Below are 24,297 nucleotides of genomic sequence, written 5' to 3'. Positions count from 1 at the left end.
GATTTCTGGACAACGCCGGATCAGGCAGGGGCTGAGGTACTCCGGCGAACGACGAGTTCAGGCTCCACCACCGTGGTGCTCACCGTGTCCCCGTTCTCGATGGCGCTCAGCATCAGATCCATGCAGCGCCGGCCGAGCTCCTCGAAGTCCTGCCGCACGGTGGTGAGGGGCGGCGTGAAATAGCCCGACTCCGGCTGGTCGTCGAAGCCCACCACGGAGACGTCCTCGGGCACGCGGACGCCGGCCTCGTTGAAGGCGCGGAGCAAGCCGAGCGACATCTGGTCATTGCCCACGAACAGCGCCGTTGCGGTCCGCTCCGCAGCCAGCTTCCGCCCGATCTCGTAGCCACTTCCGGCGCTCCAGTCCCCCTCGACCACAAGGTTGTCCTCCAGGCCGGCCGCCCGCAGGGCCGCACTCCAACCCTCCGCGCGCGCCACGGCGTCGATCCAGTCCTGCGGGCCCGCAATGTGGCCGATCCGGCGGTGGCCCTGCTCGATCAAATGCCCGACGGCGAGCTCGGCCCCCCGCTTCTGATCCACCATGGCGCCGCTTACCGACTCGCTGCCCAGCGATCCCACGGCCACCACGGGCACCCCGGGCTTCAGTTCCTCGAGGGCAAGGAGCGTCTCGGAATGCGGCACGATCACCACGATGCCGTCCACCGACTGATCCAGGAAGTGCCGGATGGCATCGAAGATCGCCTCGCGGCTCACCGCCCGCAGGGCCGCGATGCTGACGAAGTAGCCGGCATCGCGCGCGGCGTGCTCAACGCCCAGCAACGTGTTGGCGGGACCGTACTGGGACAGCTCGCTGCCGAGCACGCCGATGGTCTGCGACTTCCGGGTGACCAGGCTCCGCGCCGCGGTGTTGCGCCTGTACCCGAGTTCGGCAATCGCTGCCTCCACCCGCTCACGGGTGGCCTTGCTGACATTGGGGTGGTTGTTGATCACCCGGGACACGGTCTGGTGCGAGACTCCCGCGCGCTCCGCCACATCCTCAAGCCGGGGCATCCGGGCACTGGTTTTTGCCATGGAGTAATTGTGCGCGACCTAAGCCGGAAGCACGAATGGACGCGGCGCGACGTAAACTGATGGGAGCAAAGGAGCACTGGCGATGGACGGCAAAGTTCATCATTCGGGGGGCGGATTTTCCGCACGGCACATGCTGACGGGCCTTTTGCTCCTGCTTGCCCTCCTCCTTGGATACCTGCCCGGCGCCACTCCCGCACGGGCAGTATCACTCAATGGCCATGACATCTCTTGGCCCCAGTGCCCGACGTCGATGGGCGGCTTTGGCCTGCCCCTCCCGCCGGCGACGTCCCAGTTCGTGGTGATCGGCCTGACGAAGGGACTGCCCTTCACGGAGAATCCGTGCCTGGCCAGCCAGGTTGCCTGGGCGTCCAGCAACCGCAAGCCGGCCCAGGCCTACACCATGGCCGCCTTCCCCACGGCCGCCCAGCTCACCGCCCAGCGGTCCTCGGGACCGTGGTCCGCAACCACGCGGGCGGGGCAGCTCTCCAACGTCGGTTACGCCGAAGCGCGGTTCGCGATTGCAAGCCTTGCGCGGGTCCGGTTTGCGCCGCGCGTGGTGTGGATCGACGTCGAACCCCGCCCGGCCCAGCCGTGGCCCACAGCGAGCGTGGCGCAGCAGCGCGAAAACCGGTACATCGTCGAGGGCCTCATGCGCGGGCTGCGTGATTCCGGCTATTCCTATGGGCTGTACTCGTTTGCCTCGGGCTGGGCCAGCATCACCGGTTCCTGGCGGCTCTCCGGCGTACCGGTGTGGGCCACCGCCGGCCGGCTGGATTTCCCCGGCGAAGCCTTGAACCTCTGCCGCTCGCCCAGCTTCTCCGGCGGCCGCGTATACCTTTCGCAGTGGTACGACGACGTCCGGGACTACGACCTGACCTGCGACCCCTATGCCTTCACGCCCCTGCCCGTTCCGGCCTCCACCCTGTCCCGCTCGACGGCCGACTTCAACGGGGACTGGAACACGGACATCCTGGCCCGGGTCACGGCTACGGCCGAACTGCGCCTGTACCGGGGGAACGGCCGCGGCAGTCCGCTCCCCGGTGTGCGGATCGGTAATGGCTGGCGGGGCTACAGCGCCCTTGAGACGCCTGGCGACTTCAACGGCGATGGCCCGCTGGACGTCCTCGCCCGGGAGGACGCCACCGGCATCCTCTGGCTGTACCGCGGCAACGGCACCGGGGGGTTCCTTCCGCGGGTTAGGATCGGCGCGGGCTGGAACATCTTCAGCGCCATCATCGGCCCCGGTGATTTCAACGGTGACCAGCGCGTGGACATCCTTGCCCGGGAGTCTGCCACGGGCTTCCTCTGGCTGTACCGCGGCAACGGCACGGGCGGGTTCCTGCCCCGGGTCAAAGTGGGCGCCGGCTGGAACGCCATCAATGCATTGGCAGGCCCAGGCGACATGAACGGCGACGGCAGCGTCGACGTCCTGGCACGCGAGCGCGCCACCGGCGTCCTGTGGCTGTACCGCGGCAGCGGCACCGGCGGCTGGCTCCCCCGCGTCAGGGTGGGCGCCGGCTGGAACGTCATGACCGCCGTCGTAAGTCCCGGCGACTTCAACGGCGACCGCAATCCGGACCTGCTGGCGCGCGATGCCGCCGGCGTCCTGTGGCTCTACCCCGGGCTTGGTACAGGTCTGTTTGCCTCCCGGGTGCGCATCAGCACCGGGTGGAACGGGCTCGCCCCGCTGTTCTAGCGCGGCGCTGGCCTGGGCCCGGCCTTGGAAAGGCCACCCCCTTCTACCCATCTCATTGAGGGGGTATGCACCGCGATCGTCCAATGTTTTCCCAAGCCCCCGCCCGCACAGTGGTTGCGCGGGGCAACGACAAGCGCAGCCAGCTTCCGCAAGGCCAGGATTTCCGGTGCTGAAACCGCCGGGAAAGCCCTGAGAGCTAAACACTACCGGGGCCGGCAGGCCATTCTTTTTTGCCCCGTTAAGGAGGCGCGTTTCCATGTCAGAAGAATCCGCAACCACAAACAATGTGTCCCGCCGCAATCTCCTGCGGCTGGGCGCGGCCGGAGGTGCCGGCGCGGCCGTTGTCGCCGCCCAGGGCTGGGCAGGACCCCTGCTCGCACAGAAAGGACTTCTTTCGCCCGACGGCGCGTTCGCTGCCTCCTCCACCGCGCTCGGCGATCTGTTGTTCTACATCGAGGCATTTCCCACCAGCCCCCTGATCCTGACGCCGTTCAAGGACCAGCTGCCCATTCCCAAGGCCCTGGCCCCCACGCCAGCCGTGGGCGACGGCTTCACGAAGGGCTACACCGAGTGGAGCGACCCGCCCGGCCCCGGCCAGGGCCAGCAGAGTTCCTTCAAGAATGAGCGGCACCAGATCTGGCCGAACACGATCGGCTCCCCCGATCCCGTGGTGTACAAGATCGACCTGCTCCTGCGGCAGCACGCGTTCACTACATCGCAGGTACTTCCCATCGATGCGAACGGCCGGCCAACGATCTCCTTCGACGAGAAGCGCAAGACGTATCCGGCCGGGACCAAGCGGATGCTGCCGCTGAGCACGATCTACGGGTTCAACGGCCAGTTCCCAGGCCCGATGATCAACGCCGAGTACGGCAAGCCCGCGCTGGTCCGGTTCGAAAACCACCTCGACGAGAACCCGCTGAACCTGGACCGGCAGGACTTCGGCTCCCCCGACTGGTCCTTCCTGACCCACCTGCACAACGGGCACACCGCACCCGAGAGCGACGGCAACCCGCACTACACCATGGTGAGCGGGCCCAAGTACGAGGGCTACATGCCGCAGACCTTCTGCGACAACCTCTACCTGAACTGGCCGGCGGGCAACGACGACCGCGAAAAGCAGAGCTTCTTCTGGTTCCACGACCACCGGATGGACCACACCGGCTCCAACGTTTACAAGGGCATGGTGGGCCTCTACCCCATCTATGACCCCAAGAACGGCATGGACATGGGCGACGAGCGCCAGGGCCTGCGGCTTCCGGGCGTCCGCAAGGACAACCCGGACGGGTCCTTCGACGTCGACTACGACATCCCGCTGGCCTTCTACGACTGCCGGCTGGATGACGGCGTCACCATGCACAAGGACATCCACGACGTGCAAAAGGAGTTCCCGGCCGCCAAGAACCCCGCCAAGCACCCGGAATGGTGGGGCAAGACCTTCTACAAGCACTTCCCAAACCACGGCTTCGTGGGCGACATCTTCACCGTGAATGGCACAGCCAACCCGGTGATGGAGGTAAAGCGGCGCAAGTACCGCTTCCGCTTCCTCGATGCGTCCATCGCCCGGATCTACGAGTTCAAGCTGATGAGCTCCACGAAAGGCCCCAAGAGCTCCGTGTCGCTCGGCTACAAGGGCGACGAACTCGAGGGACAGTACCGCATCCCGGACGCCCAGCAGTGCATGCAGTTCACCCAGATCGCCTCCGACGGCGGCCTGCTGCCGTTCCCGATCAAGCGCGATTCCTTTGAGCTGTGGCCGGCCAAGCGGCGTGAAGTGGTGGTGGACTTCAGCCGCTACCAGGACGGTACGCCCACCACCAAGGGCGACGTCATCTACCTGACGAACGTCATGAAGATGCCCAACGGCCGGATGTGGAGCAACTCGTCCCGGTTCGCGCCGGACCCGAGCTACAAGGTGCCGATGATCAAAATCGTGATCGGCGACGACGCCCCGGACGACAGCCAGATCCCCGTGAAGATGCGCGACCTGCCGCCGCTGCCGGGCAACTGGCAGACCATGCTGGACAACCGGCTGATCTTCGAGGTGGAACGCGGCTCGGGCGGAGGCGAAACGGAGTGGCTCATCAACGGCAAGCCGTTCGTGCCGGACACCGTTGCCACCAGCCTCAAGAACCGCGCGGGACGGTCCCCGTTGGCCCAGCAGAAGAAGGGCAGCTACAACCTCTGGGAGATCCGCAACGGCGGCGGCGGCTGGGTCCACCCCTTCCACCTGCATATGGAGGAACACCGGACGGTCATGCGGAATGGCAGGGACGTGACCCGCGGCGGGGACAAGTCGCATCCTGACGATGTCTCACGTGAGGATCTGGTGGCCCTGGATCCCGGTGAGTCGGTGATCATCTACCGCGGCTTCCGGGACTTCGTGGGGCCGTATGTGGCGCACTGCCACAACCTGGCGCACGAGGACCACGCCATGATGTTCGGCTGGGAAATCACGCCATGACAGCGGTACCCGCGGGCACTGCGAACTGGAGCAGCAGCGGGACCGGCGCCCCGGCGCCGGCCCGCCCCGCCGTCCCCTGGCTGACGATCATCCCGCTGGCAGCGATGATGGCCTACGCCGACGGGTTCTGGATGGTGTCGCTCCGGGGCGCCGTGGGGGCCATCGAACGCACCCAGGAGCCCTTTGCGAGCTGGCTTCGGGAGTCAACCGTGCTGCTGCCGGCTTTTGTCCTGGCGGTCATTGCGGCCGTGACGCTGGCGCTGCGGTGGTTCGGGCCGTTGCTGGCCGGCAAGAAGGCCTTCCTGACTACCGCCTTGCTGGTTGCCGCCGCCGGCACAGTCGCCGGGACCGTCATACTGGCTGCCAGTGAAGCCTGGGACTACGCCCTGCAGCACGACCTCATGGGCTCCCTGCACCACGCGTCTTCCGTCCAGTCCGTGGAGCAGCTGGACCAGGCATCCCTGGGACTCCAACTGACCGCCTTTGGCTATGGCGTCGGCCTGCTCCTGGTCACCAACCTCGTGGTGACCGGGTGGACGGTGGCGATCCGGGGCGGACGGCTGGACGTCAGCCGGCAGCAGAAGGCGACACCGCGGCGCACCCCGCGCCGTGCCGTGACCGGTCGAGCCCGGACGGTCGCCACGGACCTTCGGCAGACGCTGGCGGCCGTTGCACTGTTCGGGTCCGCCGCCATCCACCTCGCTGTCATACCAGACCACCTCAGTCACTGGGTTGTCGCCAGCGCCTTCTTCCTTGCCCTGGCACTGGCCGAGGTGGCCGGCGGCGTCCTGCTGCTCGGCCGGCCGGGTTTGAACGTCCTCGTTGCCGTCGCGGTCGCCTCCGTGGTGCCGCTGGTTCTGTGGGTGTGGTCCCGCACGTCAGGGCTCCCCTTCGGCCCCAACTCCAATGCGCCCGAGCCTGTTGGCCTCGCCGATGTGGCCGCCTGCCTCCTCGAACTTGGCACCCTGGTGATCGCCCTCGTCCTGCTCCGCGCGAGGCGCAGGGAAACCGGCGAGCCGGAGCGGCGGACGGCGGCGTCGGCCCACCTCCGAGCACTGGCTGTGGTGGGGGCAATCGCTATTGGATCTTTGGGCGTGGCCGGAGCCGTGCCCGGCTGGCTGGGCGAGCTTCCGAGCTCGGGGGACACCACCCACAGCGTCACGCATTAGGAGCGATTTTCAACACACAGACCTAACTCAACACAGACACGACGGCGGCGGGCTAAATGGGGGGGCCCGCCGCCGTCGTCGTCGTGACAAAACCACGTGACAACCAACCACGGTGACAACCAATTTACTTTCCTGAAACCCACGGCGGATTCCGGCGCTCTATGTTGTGGGGACAAACGGCATTCGTCCGGTCTCAGCAAAATGCCACCACACCGATTTCTTGAGTGGAGTTCCCATGAACGCTGGAGATGTTGCCTGGATCCTCGCAAGTTCTGCACTGGTGTGCATGATGATTCCCGCCCTGGCCCTCTTCTACGGAGGCATGGTGGGATCGCGCCGGATCCTGAACATGATGATGATGTGCTTCGGCGGGGCCAGCCTGGTGGCCGTGCTGTGGGCACTGTTCGGATACTCGATGGCCTTTGGCAATTCCGTGAACGGCCTGGGCCTGATCGGGGACATTACGCAGTACGCAGGCCTCGAGCCGATGCTGACGGACAACCCCGACGCCGCCCTGCCGGCTGCGCTCTTCACGGCCTTCCAACTGTTCTTCGCCTGCGTCACCACCGCGCTGGTTGCCGGTGCGGCCGCCGGGCGGATGAAGTTCGGCGCCTGGATGGTGTTCGCCGGGGTGTGGGCCACACTGGTCTACTTCCCCATCGCGCACTGGGTGTTTGCGTTCAGTTCGGCGGACGGCTCCATGACCGGCGGCTGGATCGCCAACGGCATCAAGGCCATTGACTTCGCCGGCGGAACGGCCGTGCACATGAACGCCGGTGCCGCCGCCCTCGCCCTGGCACTGGTCCTGGGCCGCAGCTCCGGCTGGCCCAAGATGGAGCATTCCAAGCCCCACAGCCGTCCCCTGGTGCTGGTGGGCGCCGGCCTGCTCTGGGTCGGATGGTTCGGGTTCAACGCCGGATCTGCGCTGACCGCCGGGCACTCGGCGTCGGTGGTGTTCCTCAACACGGCCGTGGCAGCCGCTGCCGGGCTCCTCGCCTGGGCCCTCGTCGAGCGAATCAGGCACGGTGCTACCACCAGCATGGGTGCCGCCTCGGGGCTGGTCTCCGCGCTCGTGGCCATCACCCCCGCGTGCGGTGCAGTGAGCCCGCTGGGCGCGGTGGCCATCGGCGCGATCGCCGGCGCCGTCTGCTCGCTGGCGATCGAATGGAAGTTCCGCCTCGGCTTCGACGACTCACTGGACGTGGTGGGCGTGCACCTCGTGGGCGGCATCATCGGCACGCTGCTCATTGGCATCTTCGCCACGGACAGCGCGCCCAATGGAGTCAGCGGCCTGCTGTACGGCGGCGGGCTGCGGCAGCTGGGCATTCAGACGCTCGCCACCGTTGCCGTGCTGGCCTACTCCTTCGGCCTGACCTGGGTGATCGCCAAGGTGGTGGACATGGCCATGGGCCTGCGTATCCATGAAGAGGACGAACTCCGCGGCATCGACCTCGCCGCCCACTCCGAGTTCGCCTACCTGACAGACGAAGACCCTGTGAACCTCGGCTCCTCGCCCCGGGCCTGAGCCTGGTCACCTTCAAGGAGAACAGGAAACGGCACTTACGGAGCAGTGAATGGTAGTTTTTGTACAGATATCGCGGGTTGCCAGGGCGTTTGCGGCCGTTATCTGTACAAAAACTCCAGGGTCCGGGCCTGGGCAGAGGATTGGACCGGGGTGAGGCCACCGTCTAGCGTGAGTCCTATGTCGGCAGCCGATGCTTCATCGAAATCCAGCAGCAACCCCCTGCTTGTCCTGGGGAAAATCACGTCGATCCTGGATGCCTTCTCGCTCTCCCGGCCGGTGCTGTCGCTAAGTGACATCCGGGAGTACACCGGGATGCCCACTTCCACTGTCCAGCGCTTGGTCACCAACCTCACCTCCCAGGGCTTTCTGGACCGGGAGGGGGACGCCTACCGCATCGGAATGCGGATGGCGTACTGGGCTGCCCCTGCCACGCGGGGGATGGAAGTCATCGACGTCCTCAGCCCCTTGCTCAAGACTCTGCGCGACACCACTGGCGAGACCGCATGCTTCTTCAAGGCCGAGCAGCATTACCGGGTGTGTGTCGCCATGGCTGAGACCCGCCATGCGCTGCGCCGGGAGATGCACCTGGGCAAGGTGCTTCCGCTCTATGCCGGTTCGGCGGGCCGGGTCCTGCTGGCGTGGGATCACGATCTCATGGACGCCGTGCTCAAGGATCCGCTGGAGCCGATCACCGAGTCCACCATTACCAGTTCCGAAGATCTCGAGGGCGTGGTGAAGCAAACCCGGACGGACGGGTTCGCCATCACGGTGGGTGAGCGTGAACACGGGGCATCCGGGCTTTCCGCCCCGGTTTTCGACTCCGCGGCCGGACTGGTGGGCGCGGTGACCGTCAGCGGGCCCACGTTGCGGATGCCCCTGGAGACCTGTGAGGCCTGGGTTGAGCCGCTGCTTGCAACCGCCGAGCACATGACACGACTGATCGGCGGCCGCTTTCCCGGCGAGGCGTAGCGCCCCGCAGGGAAGCCCCGCCGGGAAACATCAGGGTCGCGAAGCGGAGTACCCGGCCACCGAGTTGCCCGCCGCGTACATCGCCGCGGCATCGGAGGCCACGAGTATCTCGGTGAAGTTCCGGGCGTAGGCGCCGAGGTCCTCCGCGACGGACCCAACCACGGCAACCACCGGGATACTCCGGCCGGAATTGCGTACCCGTTTCCGGTTCGATCTCGGCGTGGCCGGCGCCCTTCTGCGGCCCGAAAATCCGCGGCGCGTCCAGGAACGTCGAAGTGACATCGGAGAGCACGGTGAGCCGGGCACCCCGGAGGCGTTCAGTCCGCTGGCCTGCGCAAGTTCGACGACGGCGGTTCCGTCCGCTGACAGCCCGATGGCCGCCGCGAGCGGCTCACCCCACGGGTTCTGCGTGCCGACGGAAACAGCTGAGGCCTGCGGAGTAGGTCCCCTTGAAGCTGTTCGGGGCGACCAGGACGGTCATTCGCCGGTGAGGGTGTTGACGGCGTGCGGCGGGGTGCGTCCCTCGGCGATCGCGACGGCGTTGAGCGCGCTGAGGCGGGCCATCTCGCTGCGGACCGAGACGGTGGCGCTGCCCACGTGCGGCAGCAGCACGGTGTTGGGCAGTTCGGCAAGGCCGGAGGCCAGCCGCGGTTCATCCTCGAACACATCCAACCCGGCGCCGGCGATGACGCGGTCCCGGAGCGCCCCCACCAGTGCGGCCTCGTCCGCTACCGGCCCGCGGGCGGTGTTGATCAGGATGGCATCGGGCTTCATCCGTTCCAGCACGGCCCGGTCCACCAGGTGCCGGGTCTGGTCGTTGAGGGGCACGTGCAGGGACAGGAAGTCGCTGCGTTCCACCAGCTCGTCCCAGGAAACCTGCCGTACCTTTCCCGCGAACTCGCCCAGCTCCTCGTCGCTGACCTGCCGGTGGCCCGGGGGCCGCGGCGCGAAGAGCACCTCCATCCCGAAACCCAGGGCCCGGCGGGCGGTGGCGCGGGCAATCCGGCCGAACCCGGCCAAGCCCAGCACCGCACCGGAGACGTCCCGGCCCAGCAGCAGCTCCGGTTCCCAACCGTGGAATTTGCCGTCGCGGACCAGCCGGTCCGCTTCCACCACACGGCGGGCAGTGCCGAGGATGAGCAGCATGGCGATGTCCGCCGTCGCATCCGTCAGCACCCCGGGGGTGTTGCCCACCAGGATGCCGTGCCGCGTGGCAGCGTCCACGTCGATGTTGTTGTAGCCGACCGCGAAGTTGGACACTCCCTTCACCCGCGCGCCGGCCAGCAGTGGTGCGTCGACCACGTCTCGCAGCTGGGTGAGGACGACGTCGTACTCGCCCGAGGCGCACAGCGCCGCCAGCGTGTCATAGTCGGGAGGCGACGGCAGCACGGTGACCGTGCCGGCGTCGGAAAGCAACCGCAGCCCGGGGTCCGGAATAGCCGTGGTGACCAGAAAACTGCTGCCCATTCCTACTCAACTCCCGTCGTGCAGGATGCCCCGGTGGCAGCACTGTCCGACGGGATGACCCATTCGAACGCCGGGGCCTTGGACCTGGCGCCCTGCGCCGCCTTGGAACGGTTGGGCTCGCCCAGTTCGGCGAGCAGCTTCTCGGACAGGACTACGAGGTCCGCGAGGGTTTCGGGAGTCACCCAGCCGGGCCGGGCGGCGAACAGGATGTCCTCGCTGGAGGTGTTGCCGCTGGCGCCGGGGGCGAAGGGGCAGCCGCCCAGTCCGCCGAGCGCACCGTCCACCATGGCGGCGCCGGCCTGGATGGCGGCGAGGGTGTTGGCCACGCCCAGGCCCCAGGTGTCGTGGCCGTGGTACACGATCCGCCGCGACGGGGATTCCGCCCGGACGCGCTGAATGAGGCCGGTCACCTGGGCGGGAATGGCCTGGCCCAGGGTGTCGCAGAGGACGATGTCCGTCGTTCCCTCCGCTCGGGGGTCGTTGGCGATCGCCAGGACCCGCTCCTCGGGCACGGTCCCTTCGAACGGGCAGGTGAAGGACGTCGCGATGCACAGCTGGATCTGTCCGTTGACCTCCTGCGCATACGCCACAGCCTGCGGCAGTGCGGCGAGGCTCTCCTCGGTGGTGCGCCCGATGTTCGCTTTGTTGTGCGAGTCCGACGCCGAGAGGCAGTACTGGAAGTTGCGCGCGCCGGCGGCCGCGGCCTTGGCCACGTGGCCGGGGGTGGCCACCCAGATCCAGCATCTTTCCAGCTCCTCGGGAGTGAGGTTCTGGACTACTTCCAGGGTGTTGGCCATGGTGGGTACGAGGTCCGGCCGGGCCATGGAACCCAGCTCGATGGCCGGAACGCCGAGGCGAAGCAGATCCCGGACCGTCTCCAGCTTCCGTTCGGTGGACAGGACTTTCCCGGTGAGCTGCAGCCCGTCCCGCAGGGTGACATCCCGCAGGATGGTGTTGCCCAAACTAGTGGCTGAGGCGTGGTGCTGGTTCATGCCTGGAGTGCCTCCTCGCGGCCGGTCGCCGCATTGATCTCTGCCGGGTCCATGCCGAGGAGCCCGGAGAGGATTTCTGCCGTGTTTTCGCCCAGGTCCGGGCCGAGGTTCCGGATGGGGAGCGATTCGCTGCCGATCACCGGAACAATACCCGGGAAGCCGACGCCAGGCAGGATCTCCTCACCGGTGGAGACGTCGAATTTCTGGACCATGTTGCGGGCGGCGTACTGGCTGTCGGTGCTGATGTCCGCCGCCGTGTAGATGGGTCCGGCCGGAACGCCGGCCTCGTCGAGGGCGGCCAGCGCATCTGCGGCATCCAGGTCGCCGGTCCAGGCGCCGATGGCCTGGTCGAGTTCCTCGCGCCGGTCCCACCGGCCGGCGTTGCTCTGCAGTGTGGGGTCTTCGGCCAGGTCAGGGCGGCCGATGGTCTGCATGTACCGCTGGTAGATGGAGTCGCCGTTGCCGGCGACCACAATGCTGGCGCCGTCCCTGCAGATGTAGGCGTTTGAAGGCGCTATCCCTTCCATCCTGCCGCCCACGCGCTGCCGGTCCACTCCGTACGCCTGGTAGTCGGGGATCAGGGATTCCATCATGGAGAACATGGCCTCGTTCAGTGCCACATCGATGATGCGCTCGGTGAGCGGCACGGCGCTGGACGAGTCCCGGCGTCGGGCTTCCCGCTGGTAGAGGCTCATCATGGAGCCAAACGCGGCGTAAAGTCCGGCGATGGAATCCCCAATGGAGATGCCGACCCGTACGGGCGGACGGTCGGGATCGCCAACGAGGTTCCGGAACCCGCCGTACGCTTCGGCCACGGCGGCAAAGCCCGGGCGCTCGGACAGCGGGCCGGTCTGTCCGAAGGCGGAGATGCGCGTGATGATGAGTTCGGGGTTGGCCGCGTTCAGCACCTCCGGGCCGAGACCCCACTTCTCCAGTGTGCCCGGGCGGAAGTTTTCCAGCAGGATGTCTGATTTTGCGGCGAGCTTCAGGACCGCCTCCTTGCCGGCCTCGGTTCGCAGGTCCAGCACCACGGACTTCTTGTTGCGGTTGATGGTCCGGTACAGCATGGAGGTGTCGCCCTTGTGCAGCCGCCAGTTGCGCAGCTCGTCGCCGGTGCCGGGCCGCTCGACTTTGATGACCTCGGCGCCGAAGTCAGCGAGGAGCCGCCCGGCCGTGGGAGCGGCGATGTAGTTTCCGAGTTCCAGGACGCGGATGCCCTCCAGGGGCGCGATGCGTGGTGGTGTCATGGTGTCTTCTTCTTTCGTGGGCGTACGCCGGAAACGCGTGGGGTTCTCAGGTTCGGCTAGAACAGCAGGCTCATGGGCAGGATCAGCAGGATTGCGACGACGGAGGCCACCGAAACCCCGACTGTCACCGATTTCAGGGCACCCCGTACGCTCTGGCCCAGGAGCGACTGCAGGAGCCAGAAGGTGTTACTGGTGACGTGGACCATGAACAGTGATCCGGCGCCGGCCGACAGAGCCAGCAGCACAGGGTCCAGGCCAATGACCGGTGCGATGGGGGCCAGCAGGCCTGCGGCGGTGATGGCGGACAGGGTGACGGAGCCGACGGCGATGTGCAGCACGGCCGCGATGGCCCAGACCACCAGGAGCGGGGCGACGGTGCTCGCGGAGAAGAAGCCGCCGAGGATGTGGCCGAGGCCGGCCGCGGCAACGGTCGCGGCGAGCGAGCCGCCCACGCCGGTGAGGATCAGGATCTGGCCGCTTTCCTTGAAGCCGACGGCGATGGCCTCCTCGACGCGCTTCTGCCCGATGGCGGAGCGGCTGACGAGGCAGGTGCCGATCAGCAGGGCGATGACGGGTTCGCCGAGAAGCTGCAGCCAGGGCAGGTCGATCTTGAGGATCTGCAGGATGGCTCCTGCCCCGATGAGGAGCAGCGAGGTCAGCAGCGGCGCAAACAGGACGATCAGCGGGAACTGCTTGGGTTCGCGTTCGGCCACGGCGACGCTACCGGCGACCTGTGCCTTGGTTCCATTGGAGGCAGCGGTTCCGTTGGAGCCCGGCCCGCCGCTGGCGGCGCCGGCACTAACGGGGCGGCCAGCACCGCCGTCGTACTCTTCCTCTTCACCCTCCCGGTCCTCCTCGGCGACGAAGGTGTGGTCCTCATCCTTGGCCTCGTTCCAGAAACCGCGGCGGAAGAGGAAGGTCATGATGGCGATGGAGATGATGATGGTCGGGATGACCAGCAGCAGGCCGAACAGCAGCATTTTGCCGAGCGGCACGTTGAGGAGGCCTGCCAGGGCAAGGGATGCGACGCCTGGGACCGTGAAGACAATGCCGCATTCGAGGGCGATGGCCATGGCGGTGGCCATGCGTGCCGTGCCGAGTTTGCCGATTTTGGGTGCCAGCTTGCGGGCCAGTGGGGCCGAGATGACGAGCAGGACGTCCAAGAAAATGGATTGCAGCAGCGTTCCGATGGCCAGGCCCATGGTGTACGGGAGGCGCTTGGGTCCGAACGTGTTCAGCAGGTGCTCCACGAGGCGCCGGATGGCACCGCTCTGGTTGAGGATGGAGCCCATCAGGACGCCGAAGGCGATGAGCAGGCCAACGTCCACCATGATGTCGCCGAATCCGGCGGTGATGGTCTTGACGGTCTTTTCGACGCCGAGGCCGACGGCGAGGCCGACGGCGAGGCCGAGGTAAACGGAGCTGAGCACCAGGGCGATGACTGGGTTGACTCTGAAACGGACAATGAGCAGCACGGCGGCGAGCACCGCGACGGCTGTGTTGATCAGGACAGCGATGTCTGACATGAGGGGGAATCCGATCATTGGGCCTTCCGCACTGAAGGGTTGGGAGCAGGGGTCGGTCGTGAGGAGCGACACATTCGCTGTTCCCATATTATGGGTTTCAACTCACAATGCAAGATTTTGACGACAACTTTAAATACAGAAGACGCCCGGCCGTGTGGCCGGGCGTCTTCTGCGCTGGTTATCCGTCTTGTCTTGTGAACGCTCAGCGCTCCCGGTTCAGGAAGCCCTCGCGCCTGCCACGCCGCTCCAGTCCACCGCGGGCTGGGTTTCGACGTTGTTGAACGTGTAGAGGTGGATGCCCGCAAGCGCAGGTTCCACGGCGTCCAGTTCGGAAACCAGGGACCGGGATGAATAGCTGCCGGCATTCAGGAGCCTGCGCGCGAGCGGCCCCTTGCGGTTCAGGAACTTCAACGAAGGACCCACACCGATCTTGGTGGCCAGCGAGATGAGCTTGGCCCGCGGGACGGCCCCGGCCACGCCCGCCCAGATCGGAAGATGAATACCCTCGCGGCGCAGCAGTTCGGCGTACCAGCCGATCCTGGGCGCCGAAAAGCACATCTGCGTCACCACGTTCGAGGCCAGATGCTGCTTCTCCAGCAGCGCATCGAGCATCTGCAGCTCGTTGAACTTCGGATGGCCTTCCGGGTATCCGGCCACGCCGATGGCCATGTTCCCGCCGGTCAGGTCGGCAATATCTTCCATGAGCCGGCCGCTGTTGCCGTAGGGACCCGCAGCCTCCGGAGCGTCCCCTCCGATCGCGAAGACTTCCGTGATCCCCGCGGCCTCGCAGCCACGAAGCATGGTGGCAAGCTGGGCACGGCTTTCGAGGCTTCGCGCGGCAAGATGCGGAATCACCTTGTAGCCCAGTTGGCCAAGTTGAACCGAGGCCCGCACGGTGGTCTCGACCCCGTGGTGCGGGAGGCAGGTCACGGTCAGGGTTGATCCCACAGGAACGTCCGTCTGGACTTTGGCAAAGATACCGTCCGTGGGAATGACCTCCAGGCGCACAGGCAATTGGTTCGTCATGAGCAACTCCAGATCTGGTTTCATGGGCTTGTTAGCGGAGGATGACCGTGCGGTTACCGGACAGGATGATTCTTCCTTCGGCGTGCCAGCGAACAGCATTCGTCAGGGCCTTGCACTCCGCATCCTTGCCCACGGACACCAGATCCGCGGGTGCGTAGGTGTGGTCCACCTCAATCACCTGCTGCGCGATGATCGGGCCCTCATCGAGCTCTGAGTTGACGTAGTGGGCCGTGGCACCGACCGTCTTCACGCCTCGTTCATAGGCCTGGTGATACGGCTTTGCGCCCTTGAAGCTGGGCAGGAATGAATGATGGATGTTGATAGCCTTGCCGGCGAGCCGGGCGGTGGCCGAGTCGCTGAGGACCTGCATGTAGCGGGCCAGGACTACCAGTTCAACGTCATACTCGTCCACCAGTTTCAGGAGCTTGGCCTCCGCTTCAGCTTTGGTCTCCGGCGTCACGGGGATGTGGTGGAACGGGACGCCGTGCCAGGTCGCGAGCCCTTCGAGGTCCGGGTGATTGGACACCACCGCCGCTATCTCCACCGGCAGTTCGCCGCTGCGGGCGCGGACCAGCAGGTCGTTGAGGCAGTGATCGTACTTGGACACCATCACCAGGATCCGCTGCTTGCGGTCGTGGCGCTCCAGGCGCCAATCCATGCTCCATTGACCTGCCAGCGGCGCGAAGCTGTCCCGGAGCTGTTCGACGGCGGCGGTGTCAACCGGCGAGTCACCCGTCGAGGCGAAGTGGACCCTCATGAAGAAGTGCCCCGCGTTCCGGTCGCCGAACTGCTTGAGGTCAACGATGTAGCACTCCTGCTTGAGCAGGAAGTCCGCGACCGCCTGGACGATTCCAAGGGAATCCGGGCAATGGAAGGTGAGCACAAACTCCCCGCCGGCCCCGCGGGCCTGATCCGCCACCGTCGTCCGGTCCTCCGCCTGGCGCTCCGCCGTCGGGTCCGCCGCACGGGCAACAGTTGATGGCTTTTCCTCTGTCCTGATCATCCCTTGACGCTTTCCTTCTCTTCGAGACGCCGGCTCGCATGCTCGCGGGCGGCGGTCCCCTCAGCCTTCAGTTCATCCTGGAAGGCCGCGTAGCGGGCCAGGTGCGCCGGCCCGCGGCGCAGAACCAGCCAGGCCGCACCGAGCAGGACGAACCAGACGGGGGTGACCAGCAGCGCGGTCAGGGTGTCGGGCTGGGTGGTCAAGGTCCACAGCACGAAGGCGAAGAACGCGAAGACCACCCACACCATGGGAATGCCGCCGGGCATCTTGAACTTGGACGCATTGTGCAGGTGCGGGCGGCGGCGGCGGAATGCGATGTAGCTGGCGAGGATGATCGACCAGACGAAGACGAAGCAGACGGCGGAAACGGTGGTGACCATATCGAACGCCTTGCCGACGTCCTGGCCGGCGTACATGAGCACCACTCCGGAGAGCAGCAGCACACAGGACAGGAACAGGGCGTTGCTGGGTACCTTGCGTCGGGACAGGCTGCCGAAGACGGACGGCGCGTCGCCTTCCTGGGCCAGTCCGTAGACCATGCGCGAGGTGGAGTAGATCCCGGAGTTGGCCGAGGACATCGCCGAGGTCAGCACTACGAGGTTGACCACCGTGGCGGCGGCTCCGAGTCCGGCCAGCGAGAACATCGCAATGAACGGGCTGTGGCCGGCGGCGAACTGGGTCCACGGCGTGACGGACATCAGGATGATGAGGGCGCCCACGTAGAAGAGCAGCACGCGGACCGGGATGGAGTTGATGGCTTTGGGAAGGTTCCTCTCCGGGTTCTTGGCCTCCGCAGCCGTGGTGCCCACCAGTTCAATGCCCACAAAAGCGAACACGGCGATCTGGAAACCGGCCACAAACCCCATGAATTCGTTGGGGAAGAAGCCGCCATGGCTCCACAGGTTGGTGAAGCTTGCCTGTCCGGCGTCGCTCTGGAAACCACTGAAGATCATGAACATGCCCACGATGATCAGGGCGGCGATGGCGATGATCTTAATGAGGGCGAACCAGGATTCGGTTTCACCGAACGCCTTGACTGTGGTGAGGTTCAGCAGCAGCAGGATGGCGACGGTGGCCAGGCCCGGGATCCACAGCGGCAGTCCCGGCCAAAGCTCACGGGAGTACCCTGCGATGGCGATGACGTCCGCGATTCCGGTAATCACCCAGCAGAACCAGTAGGTCCATCCGGTGAAGAATCCCGCCCACGGCCCCAGCAGGTCGGCGGCGAAGTCGCTGAAGGACTTGTAGTTCAGGTTGGACAGCAGCAGCTCACCCATGGCCCGCATGACGAAAAAGAGCATGAAGCCGATGATCATGTACACGAAGATCACGGACGGCCCGGCGGCGGAAATGGTCTTGCCGGAACCCATGAACAGGCCGGTGCCAATGGCACCGCCGATGGCGATCAGCTGAATGTGCCGGTTGCTCAGCTGCCGCTCCAGGCGGGAAGCCTCACCGGCTGAGGAACTGGGCGGGGAGGCGGGGGGATGAATCGTCATAAGGAACTCCATCGTTCAAGTGGCGAATAGCCACACTGATTCGGTTCCTCCCCACTCTGTCTTGGACCTGAGAGATTCCGCGGACATGGTCTTCCGCTTGCACCGTCGGTGAGACAGGACGCGCCTGCCTGCTTTCCAGAGTTGCCTCGCCGCGGCGGTACGTGGGCCTGAGAGTTTCCTGGGGAGGGTTTGCTCCTACGGCGCCTGCTGAACGTACCGGCAGGACTCTCCCGCCGCAGATCGTAAGCATTTTCAGTTATGTAAAAAAATTATGCGTGCCGACGGCGGCCGTCTTGCCGGCCGGACCCGCTGGCCACCGGTTCAGTGTGGTCTCGGTCACGGAGAAATGTCAAACGAGGACCTCCGATTTGTGCTGTGCAGAATTGTCCGGTAACTTGTGAGCCGAATCACCCCACATCTTCATAGCCTTTCGAACCGTGGCGGGAGAGTCCTCCCAGTCATTCACCGGGCAGGCGCCGTAGGAGCAAATCCTCCCCAGGAATCTCTCAGGCCCCCGTACCGCCGCGGCTAGGCAACTCTGGAAAGCAGCCAAAAAACGTTTTTGGCTCACCGACGGTGCAAGCGGAGAACCACGTCCGCGGAATCTCTCAGGTCCAATACAGAGCGGGGAGGAACCCAAACCATGCCGTGCCACACGTGGCCGGCCAAACCTGGAGTTCCTCATGACGATTCAATCTCTTCCATCAACCTTTGCCGACCGGCATATCGGCGCCCGGCGCCAGGCCGACATCGACACCATGCTCAAGAACGTCGGTTATGACTCGGTCGATGGCCTCGTTGATACTGCCGTTCCGGCGTCCATCCGCCAGGAGAATGCCCTCCGGCTCACCGCTGCCCTGAGTGAGGTTGAAGTCCTCGCCGAGCTCCGCCGTCTGGCCGCCAAGAACAAGACCGTCGTGCAGATGATCGGCCAGGGCTACTACGACACCGTGACCCCGCCGGTGATCCGCCGCAACATCCTCGAAGCCCCCGCCTGGTACACCGCGTACACGCCGTACCAGCCGGAGATCTCGCAGGGCCGGCTGGAGGCGCTGCTGAACTTCCAGACCATGGTCCAGGACCTGACCGCACTGCCGGTCGCCAACGCTTCATTGCTGGACGAGTCGACCGCCGTGGCTGAGGCTGTGCTGCTGATGCGCCGGGCGAACAAGAACAAGCAGGCCAAGGACGGCAAGACGGTCCTGGACGCCGACTGCCTCCCCCAGACCATCGCGGTCGTCAAGGGCCGCGCCGAGGCCCTCGGCTTCGAGGTCGAGGTTGCTGATCTTTCCCAGGGACTGCCCGACGGCGACATCAACGGCGTCGTCCTCCAGCAGCCGGGCGTTTCCGGCCGGGTCTGGGACCAGACCGGCGTTATCGCCGCCGCCAAGGAGCGGGGCGCGCTGGTGACAGTGGCTGCTGACCTGCTCGCTCTGACCCTGATCACGCCTCCGGGCGAGCAGGGCGCCGACATCGCCGTCGGAACTGCCCAGCGCTTCGGAGTGCCGCTGTTCTTCGGCGGCCCGCACGCGGCGTACATGGCAGTGCGCACCGGCATGGAGCGCACGCTCCCCGGCCGCATCGTCGGCGTCTCCAAGGACAACGCCGGCGCGCCCGCCTACCGCCTGGCGCTGCAGACCCGCGAGCAGCACATCCGCCGCGAGAAGGCCACGTCCAACATCTGCACCGCCCAGGCACTGCTGGCCATCGTGTCGTCCTTTTACGCGGTCTACCACGGCCCCGACGGCCTGAAGGCAATCGCCGAGACGGTCCACAACAGCGCCCGCATCCTCGCCACCGCGCTCAAGACGGCGGGCCGCGAGCTGGTCAGCGACTCCTTCTTCGACACCCTCACCGTGCGCGTGCCCGGCAAGGCCAGCAAGGTCATCACGGCAGCAGAAGCCCGCGGGATCAACCTGCGCCGCATCGACGCGGACACCGTGGGCGTTTCCATCGATGAGACGACGACGGCGGCAACGCTTTCCGCTGTAGCCGTCGCCTTCGGCGCCGGTCCCGTAGGGGACGCAGCGGGCTTTGAACTCCCCGAAGCCGTGCTGCGCACGTCGGACTACCTGCAGCACCCGGTGTTCAACACGCACCGTTCCGAGACCCAGCTGCTGCGGTACATCCGCAAGCTATCCGACCGTGACCTGGCGCTGGACCGGACCATGATTCCGCTGGGTTCGTGCACCATGAAGCTGAACGCCACGGCGGAGATGGAAGCCATTTCCTGGCCGGAGTTCGCCTCGATCCACCCGTTCGCCCCGGATTCCCAGACCGAGGGCTGGCGCGAACTGATCGATGGTTTGGAAGCCGACCTCGCCGAGATCACCGGGTACGACCAGGTGTCCATCCAGCCCAATGCCGGCTCGCAGGGTGAGCTCGCCGGGCTGCTGGCCATCCGCGGCTACCACCTGTCCCGCGGCGACGACCAGCGCAACATCTGCCTGATCCCGGCGTCGGCACACGGCACCAACGCGGCCTCGGCCGTGCTGGCCGGCATGAAGGTAGTGGTGGTGGCCACCGCTGCCGACGGCACCATCGACCACGCCGACCTGTACGCGAAGATTGAGGCGCACAAGGACGTTCTCTCGGCGATCATGATCACCTACCCGTCCACGCACGGTGTGTACGATGCCGACGTCCGTGAGGTCTGCGACGCCATCCACGCGGCCGGCGGCCAGGTGTACGTGGACGGCGCCAACCTCAACGCCCTCGTCGGGCTCGCGCAGCCGGGCAAGTTCGGCGGCGACGTGTCCCACCTGAACCTGCACAAGACGTTCTGCATCCCGCACGGTGGCGGCGGACCCGGCGTCGGCCCTGTTGCGGCGAAGGCGCACCTGGCACCGTTCATGCCGGGCGATGCGAACAAGGCCGCGCATGAGGCGGGGCACGGCGTTGCAATTTCTGCATCCCGGTACGGCTCCGCGGGTGTGCTCCCGATTTCGTGGGCCTATGTGAAACTCATGGGCGGACAGGGCCTGACCGAAGCAACCAAGTCCGCGCTGCTGGCGGCCAATTACGTTGCGTCGCGGCTGAATGAGTTCTTCCCGGTCCTCTACACAGGCGAAGGCGGGCTGGTGGCGCACGAGTGCATCCTGGACCTGCGTGAACTCACCGCCCGGACCGGCGTCACCGCCGAAGATGTGGCCAAGCGCCTGATCGACTACGGCTTCCACGCCCCCACGCTGGCGTTCCCGGTGGCCGGCACGCTGATGGTGGAGCCCACCGAGTCCGAGGACCTGGCCGAGATTGACCGGTTCATCGACGCGATGATCACCATCCACGCCGAGATCGAGCAGGTCGCCAACGGCGACTTCACCGTGGAGAACTCCCCGTTGCGCAACGCACCCCACACGGCAGCCGCCGTCGTCAGTTCCAACTGGGACCGCTCCTATCCCCGCGAGCAGGCCGCCTTCCCCGTGCCCACCCTCAGGCAGGACAAGTACTTCCCGCCGGTGGGCCGCATCGACGGCGCAGCAGGCGACCGGAACCTGGTCTGCTCCTGCCCTCCCATCGAAGATTTCGAAAACTAAGGATTCCCCGATGACCGAGAACTACACCGCCCTCTACGACCAGCACAAAACGGCCGGTGCCTCCTTCACCGATTTCGGAGGCTGGCAGATGCCGCTGAAGTACACCTCCGAGCTGGCCGAGCACCATGCCGTGCGCAACACGGCCGGCCTGTTCGACCTCTCCCACATGGGTGAAGTCTGGGTGACCGGCCCGGACGCCGGCGCCTTCCTGGACTACGCCCTGGCCGGCAAGCTGTCCGCAATCGCCGTCGGCAAAGCAAAGTATTCACTGATTTGCGATCGCGACGGCGGCATCATCGACGACCTGATCTCCTACCGCCGCGGCGAGGAGAAGTACCTCGTAGTACCGAACGCCGGCAATGCAAAGAAGGTCGCCGCTGCCCTCGCCGAGCGCGCTGCGAAATTCGACGTCGCCGTCGAGGACGTCTCAGCGGAGATCTCGCTGATCGCGGTGCAGGGGCCCAACGCGGAAGCCATCCTGCTCCAGCTCGTCCCGGCCGGACAGCACTCCCTGGTGACCGAGCTGAAGTACTATGCGGCTGTTGAGGTAGGGATTGCCGTCAACGGCACCGTTCAGGACCTCCTTCTTGCGCGCACCGGCTACACCGGCGAGGACGGCTTCGAAATCTACGTGCCCAACGACGACGCCGCCGGGTTGTGGGAGGCGCTTCTGGACGCGGGCGCCGTGCACGGGCTCATCCCGGCAGGCCTGGCCTGCCGAGACTCACTGCGGCTGGAAGCCGGCATGCCGCTCTACGGCAACGAGCTCTCGCGCCAGGTCAATGCCTACGCGGCGGGACTGGGCCCGGTTGTGTCGCTGGCCAAGGAAAGCGACTTCGTGGGCAAGGAGGCGCTGGCCACGATCAAGGCAGCCGGCGTCGGTTCCACCATTGGCCAAAAGCTCGTGGGCCTCAAAGGCCTGGGCCGGCGCGCCGCCCGCGGCCACTACCCCGTCCTCAAGGACGGCATGCTGATCGGCGAGGTCACCTCCGGCCAGCCCTCCCCCACTCTCGGCTACCCGGTCGCGATGGCGTACGTCGACGTCGAGCATTCCGAAGTCGGTACGGTTCTGGACGTCGACCTGCGCGGCAAGGCCGAGCCCTTCGAAGTCGTCGCACTGCCGTTCTATAAGCGCTCCAAGTAACCCACCAAACCTCGAAGGAAAATGCCATGAGCAAAGTTGTTTCTGAACTGAAGTACTCCGCCGAGCACGAATGGGTTGCTGCTGACGGGGCCGGCCCTGTAGGGATCGGGATTTCCGCTGTCGCGGCCGACGCCCTGGGCGACATCGTGTACGTGGACCTGCCCGAGGTCGGCTCCACGGTCACGGCCGGAGAAACCTGCGGCGAGGTGGAATCCACCAAGTCCGTCTCCGACCTGTACGCGCCGGTGACCGGCGAAGTGACCGAAATCAACGACGGCGTCGTCGCCGACCCGGCACTGATCAACAGCGACCCCTACGGCGCCGGCTGGCTGTTCAAGGTGGCCGTCACCGACGAGGGCCCGCTGATGTCGGCCGAAGAATACGCGGCAACAAACGGCGGCGAACTGTAGCTCCCCCGAGGTTGGAGTTTTTGTACAGATATCGCGAGTTCGAGGCCCGTTTGCGCCCATTATCTGTACAAAAACTCCACCCTAGCAAGTCCACCTCCCCAGCCCGAACCGACCACAACTACCCAGTTAGGAACCGACCATGGCTGTTGGCGTCTTCGACCTGTTTTCCATCGGCATTGGCCCTTCGTCCTCGCACACCGTGGGACCCATGCGGGCTGCGGCGGTGTTTGCCGAGGAGTTGACGTCCTCCGGGGTCCTGGAGCAGGTGGCGTCGCTGCGGGTGGACCTGTACGGCTCACTCGCCGCAACCGGGCACGGGCACGGCACCATGACGGCGATCCTGCTGGGCCTGGAGGGCTATCACCCTGAGCTGATCCTTCCCGATGAGGTCGAGGACCGGCTGCTGGCTATCGCGGAGTCCGGGACGCTGCGGCTGGCCGGGGCCGTGCCGCTGCCTTACGGGGTCAAAGACATGGTTTTGCGGCCGCTGACCGTGCTGCCCCGGCACACCAACGGCATGACCTTCACGGTTTCCGATGCCGACGGCTCCGAGCTCCGCAAGGCGACGTTCTTCTCCGTCGGCGGCGGGTTCATTGTCCGCGAGGGCGAGGAGGATGCGGCCCTGAAGGAGCTTGAGGAATCGAAGGGCGAGCTGCCGCTGCCGTTCCGCACCGCCGCGGAACTGCTGGAGCACTGCAGCTCCCAAGGCCTGTCCATCGCGGACATCATGCTGGTCAACGAGCGCGCCTCCCGTTCCGAGCAGGACATCCGGGCGGGCCTGCTCCACATCTATTCCGTGATGGAAGGCTGCGTCGAGGTCAGCCTCAAGCGCGAGGGGCTGCTGCCCGGCGGACTGAAGGTCCGCCGTCGTGCTCCCGACTGGCACGAACGCCTCCTCAAGGAGGACAAGGACCGGGACCCCAAATACTGGCAGGAATGGGTGAACCTGATCGCCCTGGCTGTCAACGAGGAGAACGCCTCCGGCGGGCGCGTAGTGACCGCACCCACGAACGGCGCCGCCGGCATCATTCCCGCTGTCCTCTATTACGCGCTGCACTTCGCTCCCGGGATGGACCAGGCGACCCAGGAAGACCGCGACGACGTGGTGGTGCGTTTCCTGCTCGCCGCCGGTGCCGTCGGGGTGCTGTATAAGGAACAGGCGTCCATCTCCGGCGCCGAGGTGGGCTGTCAGGGCGAGGTGGGCTCGGCGTCGTCGATGGCAGCCGCCGGGCTCGCGGAAGTCATGGGCGGCACGCCCGCGCAGGTGGAGAACGCCGCCGAAATCGCCATGGAACACAACCTGGGTCTTACGTGCGATCCGATCGGCGGGCTGGTCCAGGTGCCATGCATCGAACGCAACGCGATCGCCGCCGCGAAGGCCATCAACGCGGCCAAGATGGCCCTCTGGGGCGACGGCTCGCACCGGGTCTCGCTCGACGAGGTCATCATCACCATGCGCGAGACCGGCAAAGACATGAGCTCCAAATACAAGGAAACGGCCATGGGCGGGCTCGCCGTCAACGTCGTGGCCTGCTGATTTAGCACTAGGGAAAGAGAACAATGACACTGGCGCCAGAAGGCCGGAAAATGCTG

18 protein-coding genes and 2 riboswitches are annotated in these 24,297 nt (G+C 66.1%); of the genes, 9 read left to right on the top strand and 9 right to left on the bottom strand.

The genetic code is table 11. The features are described 5' to 3' along the window. Positions 1–20 precede the first annotated feature (20 nt). A complete protein-coding gene (locus J7I85_RS10895) occupies positions 21–1,031 on the bottom strand; it encodes a LacI family DNA-binding transcriptional regulator (RefSeq protein WP_214851696.1) in 1,011 nt (336 codons plus the stop codon). A gap of 82 nt (positions 1,032–1,113) precedes the next feature. Here J7I85_RS10895 and J7I85_RS10890 point away from each other — a divergent pair, with 82 nt between their 5' ends. The 5 genes from J7I85_RS10890 to J7I85_RS10870 all read left to right on the top strand — a co-directional run bounded on the left by J7I85_RS10890 (position 1,114) and on the right by J7I85_RS10870 (position 8,854). Further along, complete coding sequence (locus J7I85_RS10890; protein WP_214851694.1) at positions 1,114–2,727, top strand: FG-GAP-like repeat-containing protein; 1,614 nt, start codon at positions 1,114–1,116, stop codon at positions 2,725–2,727. A gap of 256 nt (positions 2,728–2,983) precedes the next feature. Continuing rightward, on the top strand, positions 2,984–5,191 hold the full coding sequence (locus J7I85_RS10885; RefSeq protein ID WP_214851692.1) for a multicopper oxidase family protein: 2,208 nt from the start codon (positions 2,984–2,986) through the stop codon (positions 5,189–5,191). Beyond that, positions 5,188–6,360: a hypothetical protein gene (locus J7I85_RS10880; protein ID WP_214851685.1), complete on the top strand. Its 1,173-nt coding sequence runs from the start codon at positions 5,188–5,190 to the stop codon at positions 6,358–6,360. The genes J7I85_RS10885 and J7I85_RS10880 overlap by 4 nt, the downstream gene beginning before the upstream one ends. 235 nt (positions 6,361–6,595) lie before the next feature. After that, positions 6,596–7,885, top strand: coding sequence for an ammonium transporter (locus J7I85_RS10875; RefSeq protein WP_214851682.1), 1,290 nt, complete (start codon positions 6,596–6,598; stop codon positions 7,883–7,885). Positions 7,886–8,062: 177 nt separating this feature from the next. Beyond that, entirely contained in the window at positions 8,063–8,854 is a 792-nt protein-coding gene (locus J7I85_RS10870) for an IclR family transcriptional regulator (protein ID WP_214851680.1), read from the top strand. 30 nt (positions 8,855–8,884) lie between these two features. On the opposite strand, the gene J7I85_RS25000 is transcribed toward J7I85_RS10870, so the two are convergent. From J7I85_RS25000 to cycA, 8 genes are all read right to left on the bottom strand, one after another. Next, positions 8,885–9,025, bottom strand: a complete 141-nt coding sequence (locus J7I85_RS25000; RefSeq protein WP_251024229.1) for a hypothetical protein — start codon at positions 9,023–9,025, stop codon at positions 8,885–8,887. A gap of 306 nt (positions 9,026–9,331) precedes the next feature. Continuing rightward, complete coding sequence (locus J7I85_RS10860; RefSeq protein ID WP_214851678.1) at positions 9,332–10,321, bottom strand: D-glycerate dehydrogenase; 990 nt, start codon at positions 10,319–10,321, stop codon at positions 9,332–9,334. A 2-nt stretch (positions 10,322–10,323) separates the two neighbouring features. Then, a complete protein-coding gene (locus J7I85_RS10855; protein ID WP_214851671.1) occupies positions 10,324–11,313 on the bottom strand; it encodes a hydroxymethylglutaryl-CoA lyase in 990 nt (329 codons plus the stop codon). Further along, the gene (locus J7I85_RS10850; protein WP_214851669.1) at positions 11,310–12,560 is read right to left on the bottom strand and encodes a CaiB/BaiF CoA-transferase family protein; all 1,251 of its coding nucleotides are present in this window, start codon (positions 12,558–12,560) and stop codon (positions 11,310–11,312) included. Before J7I85_RS10850 ends, J7I85_RS10855 begins: the two co-directional genes overlap by 4 nt. A gap of 56 nt (positions 12,561–12,616) precedes the next feature. Beyond that, positions 12,617–14,104, bottom strand: a complete 1,488-nt coding sequence (locus J7I85_RS10845) for a GntP family permease (protein ID WP_251024228.1) — start codon at positions 14,102–14,104, stop codon at positions 12,617–12,619. A gap of 198 nt (positions 14,105–14,302) precedes the next feature. Next, positions 14,303–15,112 carry a methylenetetrahydrofolate reductase gene (locus J7I85_RS10840; RefSeq protein WP_214851667.1) on the bottom strand — a complete coding sequence of 270 codons (810 nt, stop codon included), beginning with the start codon at positions 15,110–15,112 and terminating at the stop codon, positions 14,303–14,305. A gap of 31 nt (positions 15,113–15,143) precedes the next feature. Then, complete coding sequence (gene purU, locus J7I85_RS10835; protein WP_251024227.1) at positions 15,144–16,115, bottom strand: formyltetrahydrofolate deformylase; 972 nt, start codon at positions 16,113–16,115, stop codon at positions 15,144–15,146. Then, entirely contained in the window at positions 16,112–17,614 is a 1,503-nt protein-coding gene (cycA, locus tag J7I85_RS10830; protein WP_214851659.1) for a D-serine/D-alanine/glycine transporter, read from the bottom strand. Before cycA ends, purU begins: the two co-directional genes overlap by 4 nt. Positions 17,615–17,759: 145 nt before the next feature. After that, a riboswitch (glycine riboswitch) is annotated at positions 17,760–17,857 on the bottom strand. A gap of 188 nt (positions 17,858–18,045) precedes the next feature. Continuing rightward, positions 18,046–18,146, top strand: a riboswitch (glycine riboswitch). Positions 18,147–18,297: 151 nt separating this feature from the next. Here cycA and gcvP point away from each other — a divergent pair. From gcvP to J7I85_RS10810, 4 genes are all read left to right on the top strand, one after another. Next, entirely contained in the window at positions 18,298–21,150 is a 2,853-nt protein-coding gene (gene gcvP / locus J7I85_RS10825) for an aminomethyl-transferring glycine dehydrogenase (protein WP_214851657.1), read from the top strand. Positions 21,151–21,160: 10 nt separating this feature from the next. Then, positions 21,161–22,294 (top strand): glycine cleavage system aminomethyltransferase GcvT, encoded by a 1,134-nt coding sequence (gene gcvT / locus J7I85_RS10820; RefSeq protein ID WP_214851655.1) that lies wholly within the window; start codon positions 21,161–21,163, stop codon positions 22,292–22,294. 26 nt (positions 22,295–22,320) lie between these two features. After that, complete coding sequence (gene gcvH, locus J7I85_RS10815) at positions 22,321–22,704, top strand: glycine cleavage system protein GcvH (RefSeq protein WP_102974685.1); 384 nt, start codon at positions 22,321–22,323, stop codon at positions 22,702–22,704. 139 nt (positions 22,705–22,843) lie between these two features. Further along, positions 22,844–24,241: an L-serine ammonia-lyase gene (locus tag J7I85_RS10810; RefSeq protein ID WP_214851653.1), complete on the top strand. Its 1,398-nt coding sequence runs from the start codon at positions 22,844–22,846 to the stop codon at positions 24,239–24,241. Positions 24,242–24,297 lie beyond the last annotated feature (56 nt).

Origin of the sequence: Arthrobacter sp. ISL-65, from assembly GCF_018613795.1 — a bacterium.
Classification (GTDB): Bacteria; Actinomycetota; Actinomycetes; order Actinomycetales; family Micrococcaceae; genus Arthrobacter.
This window is presented reverse-complemented; position numbering and strand designations above follow the sequence as displayed.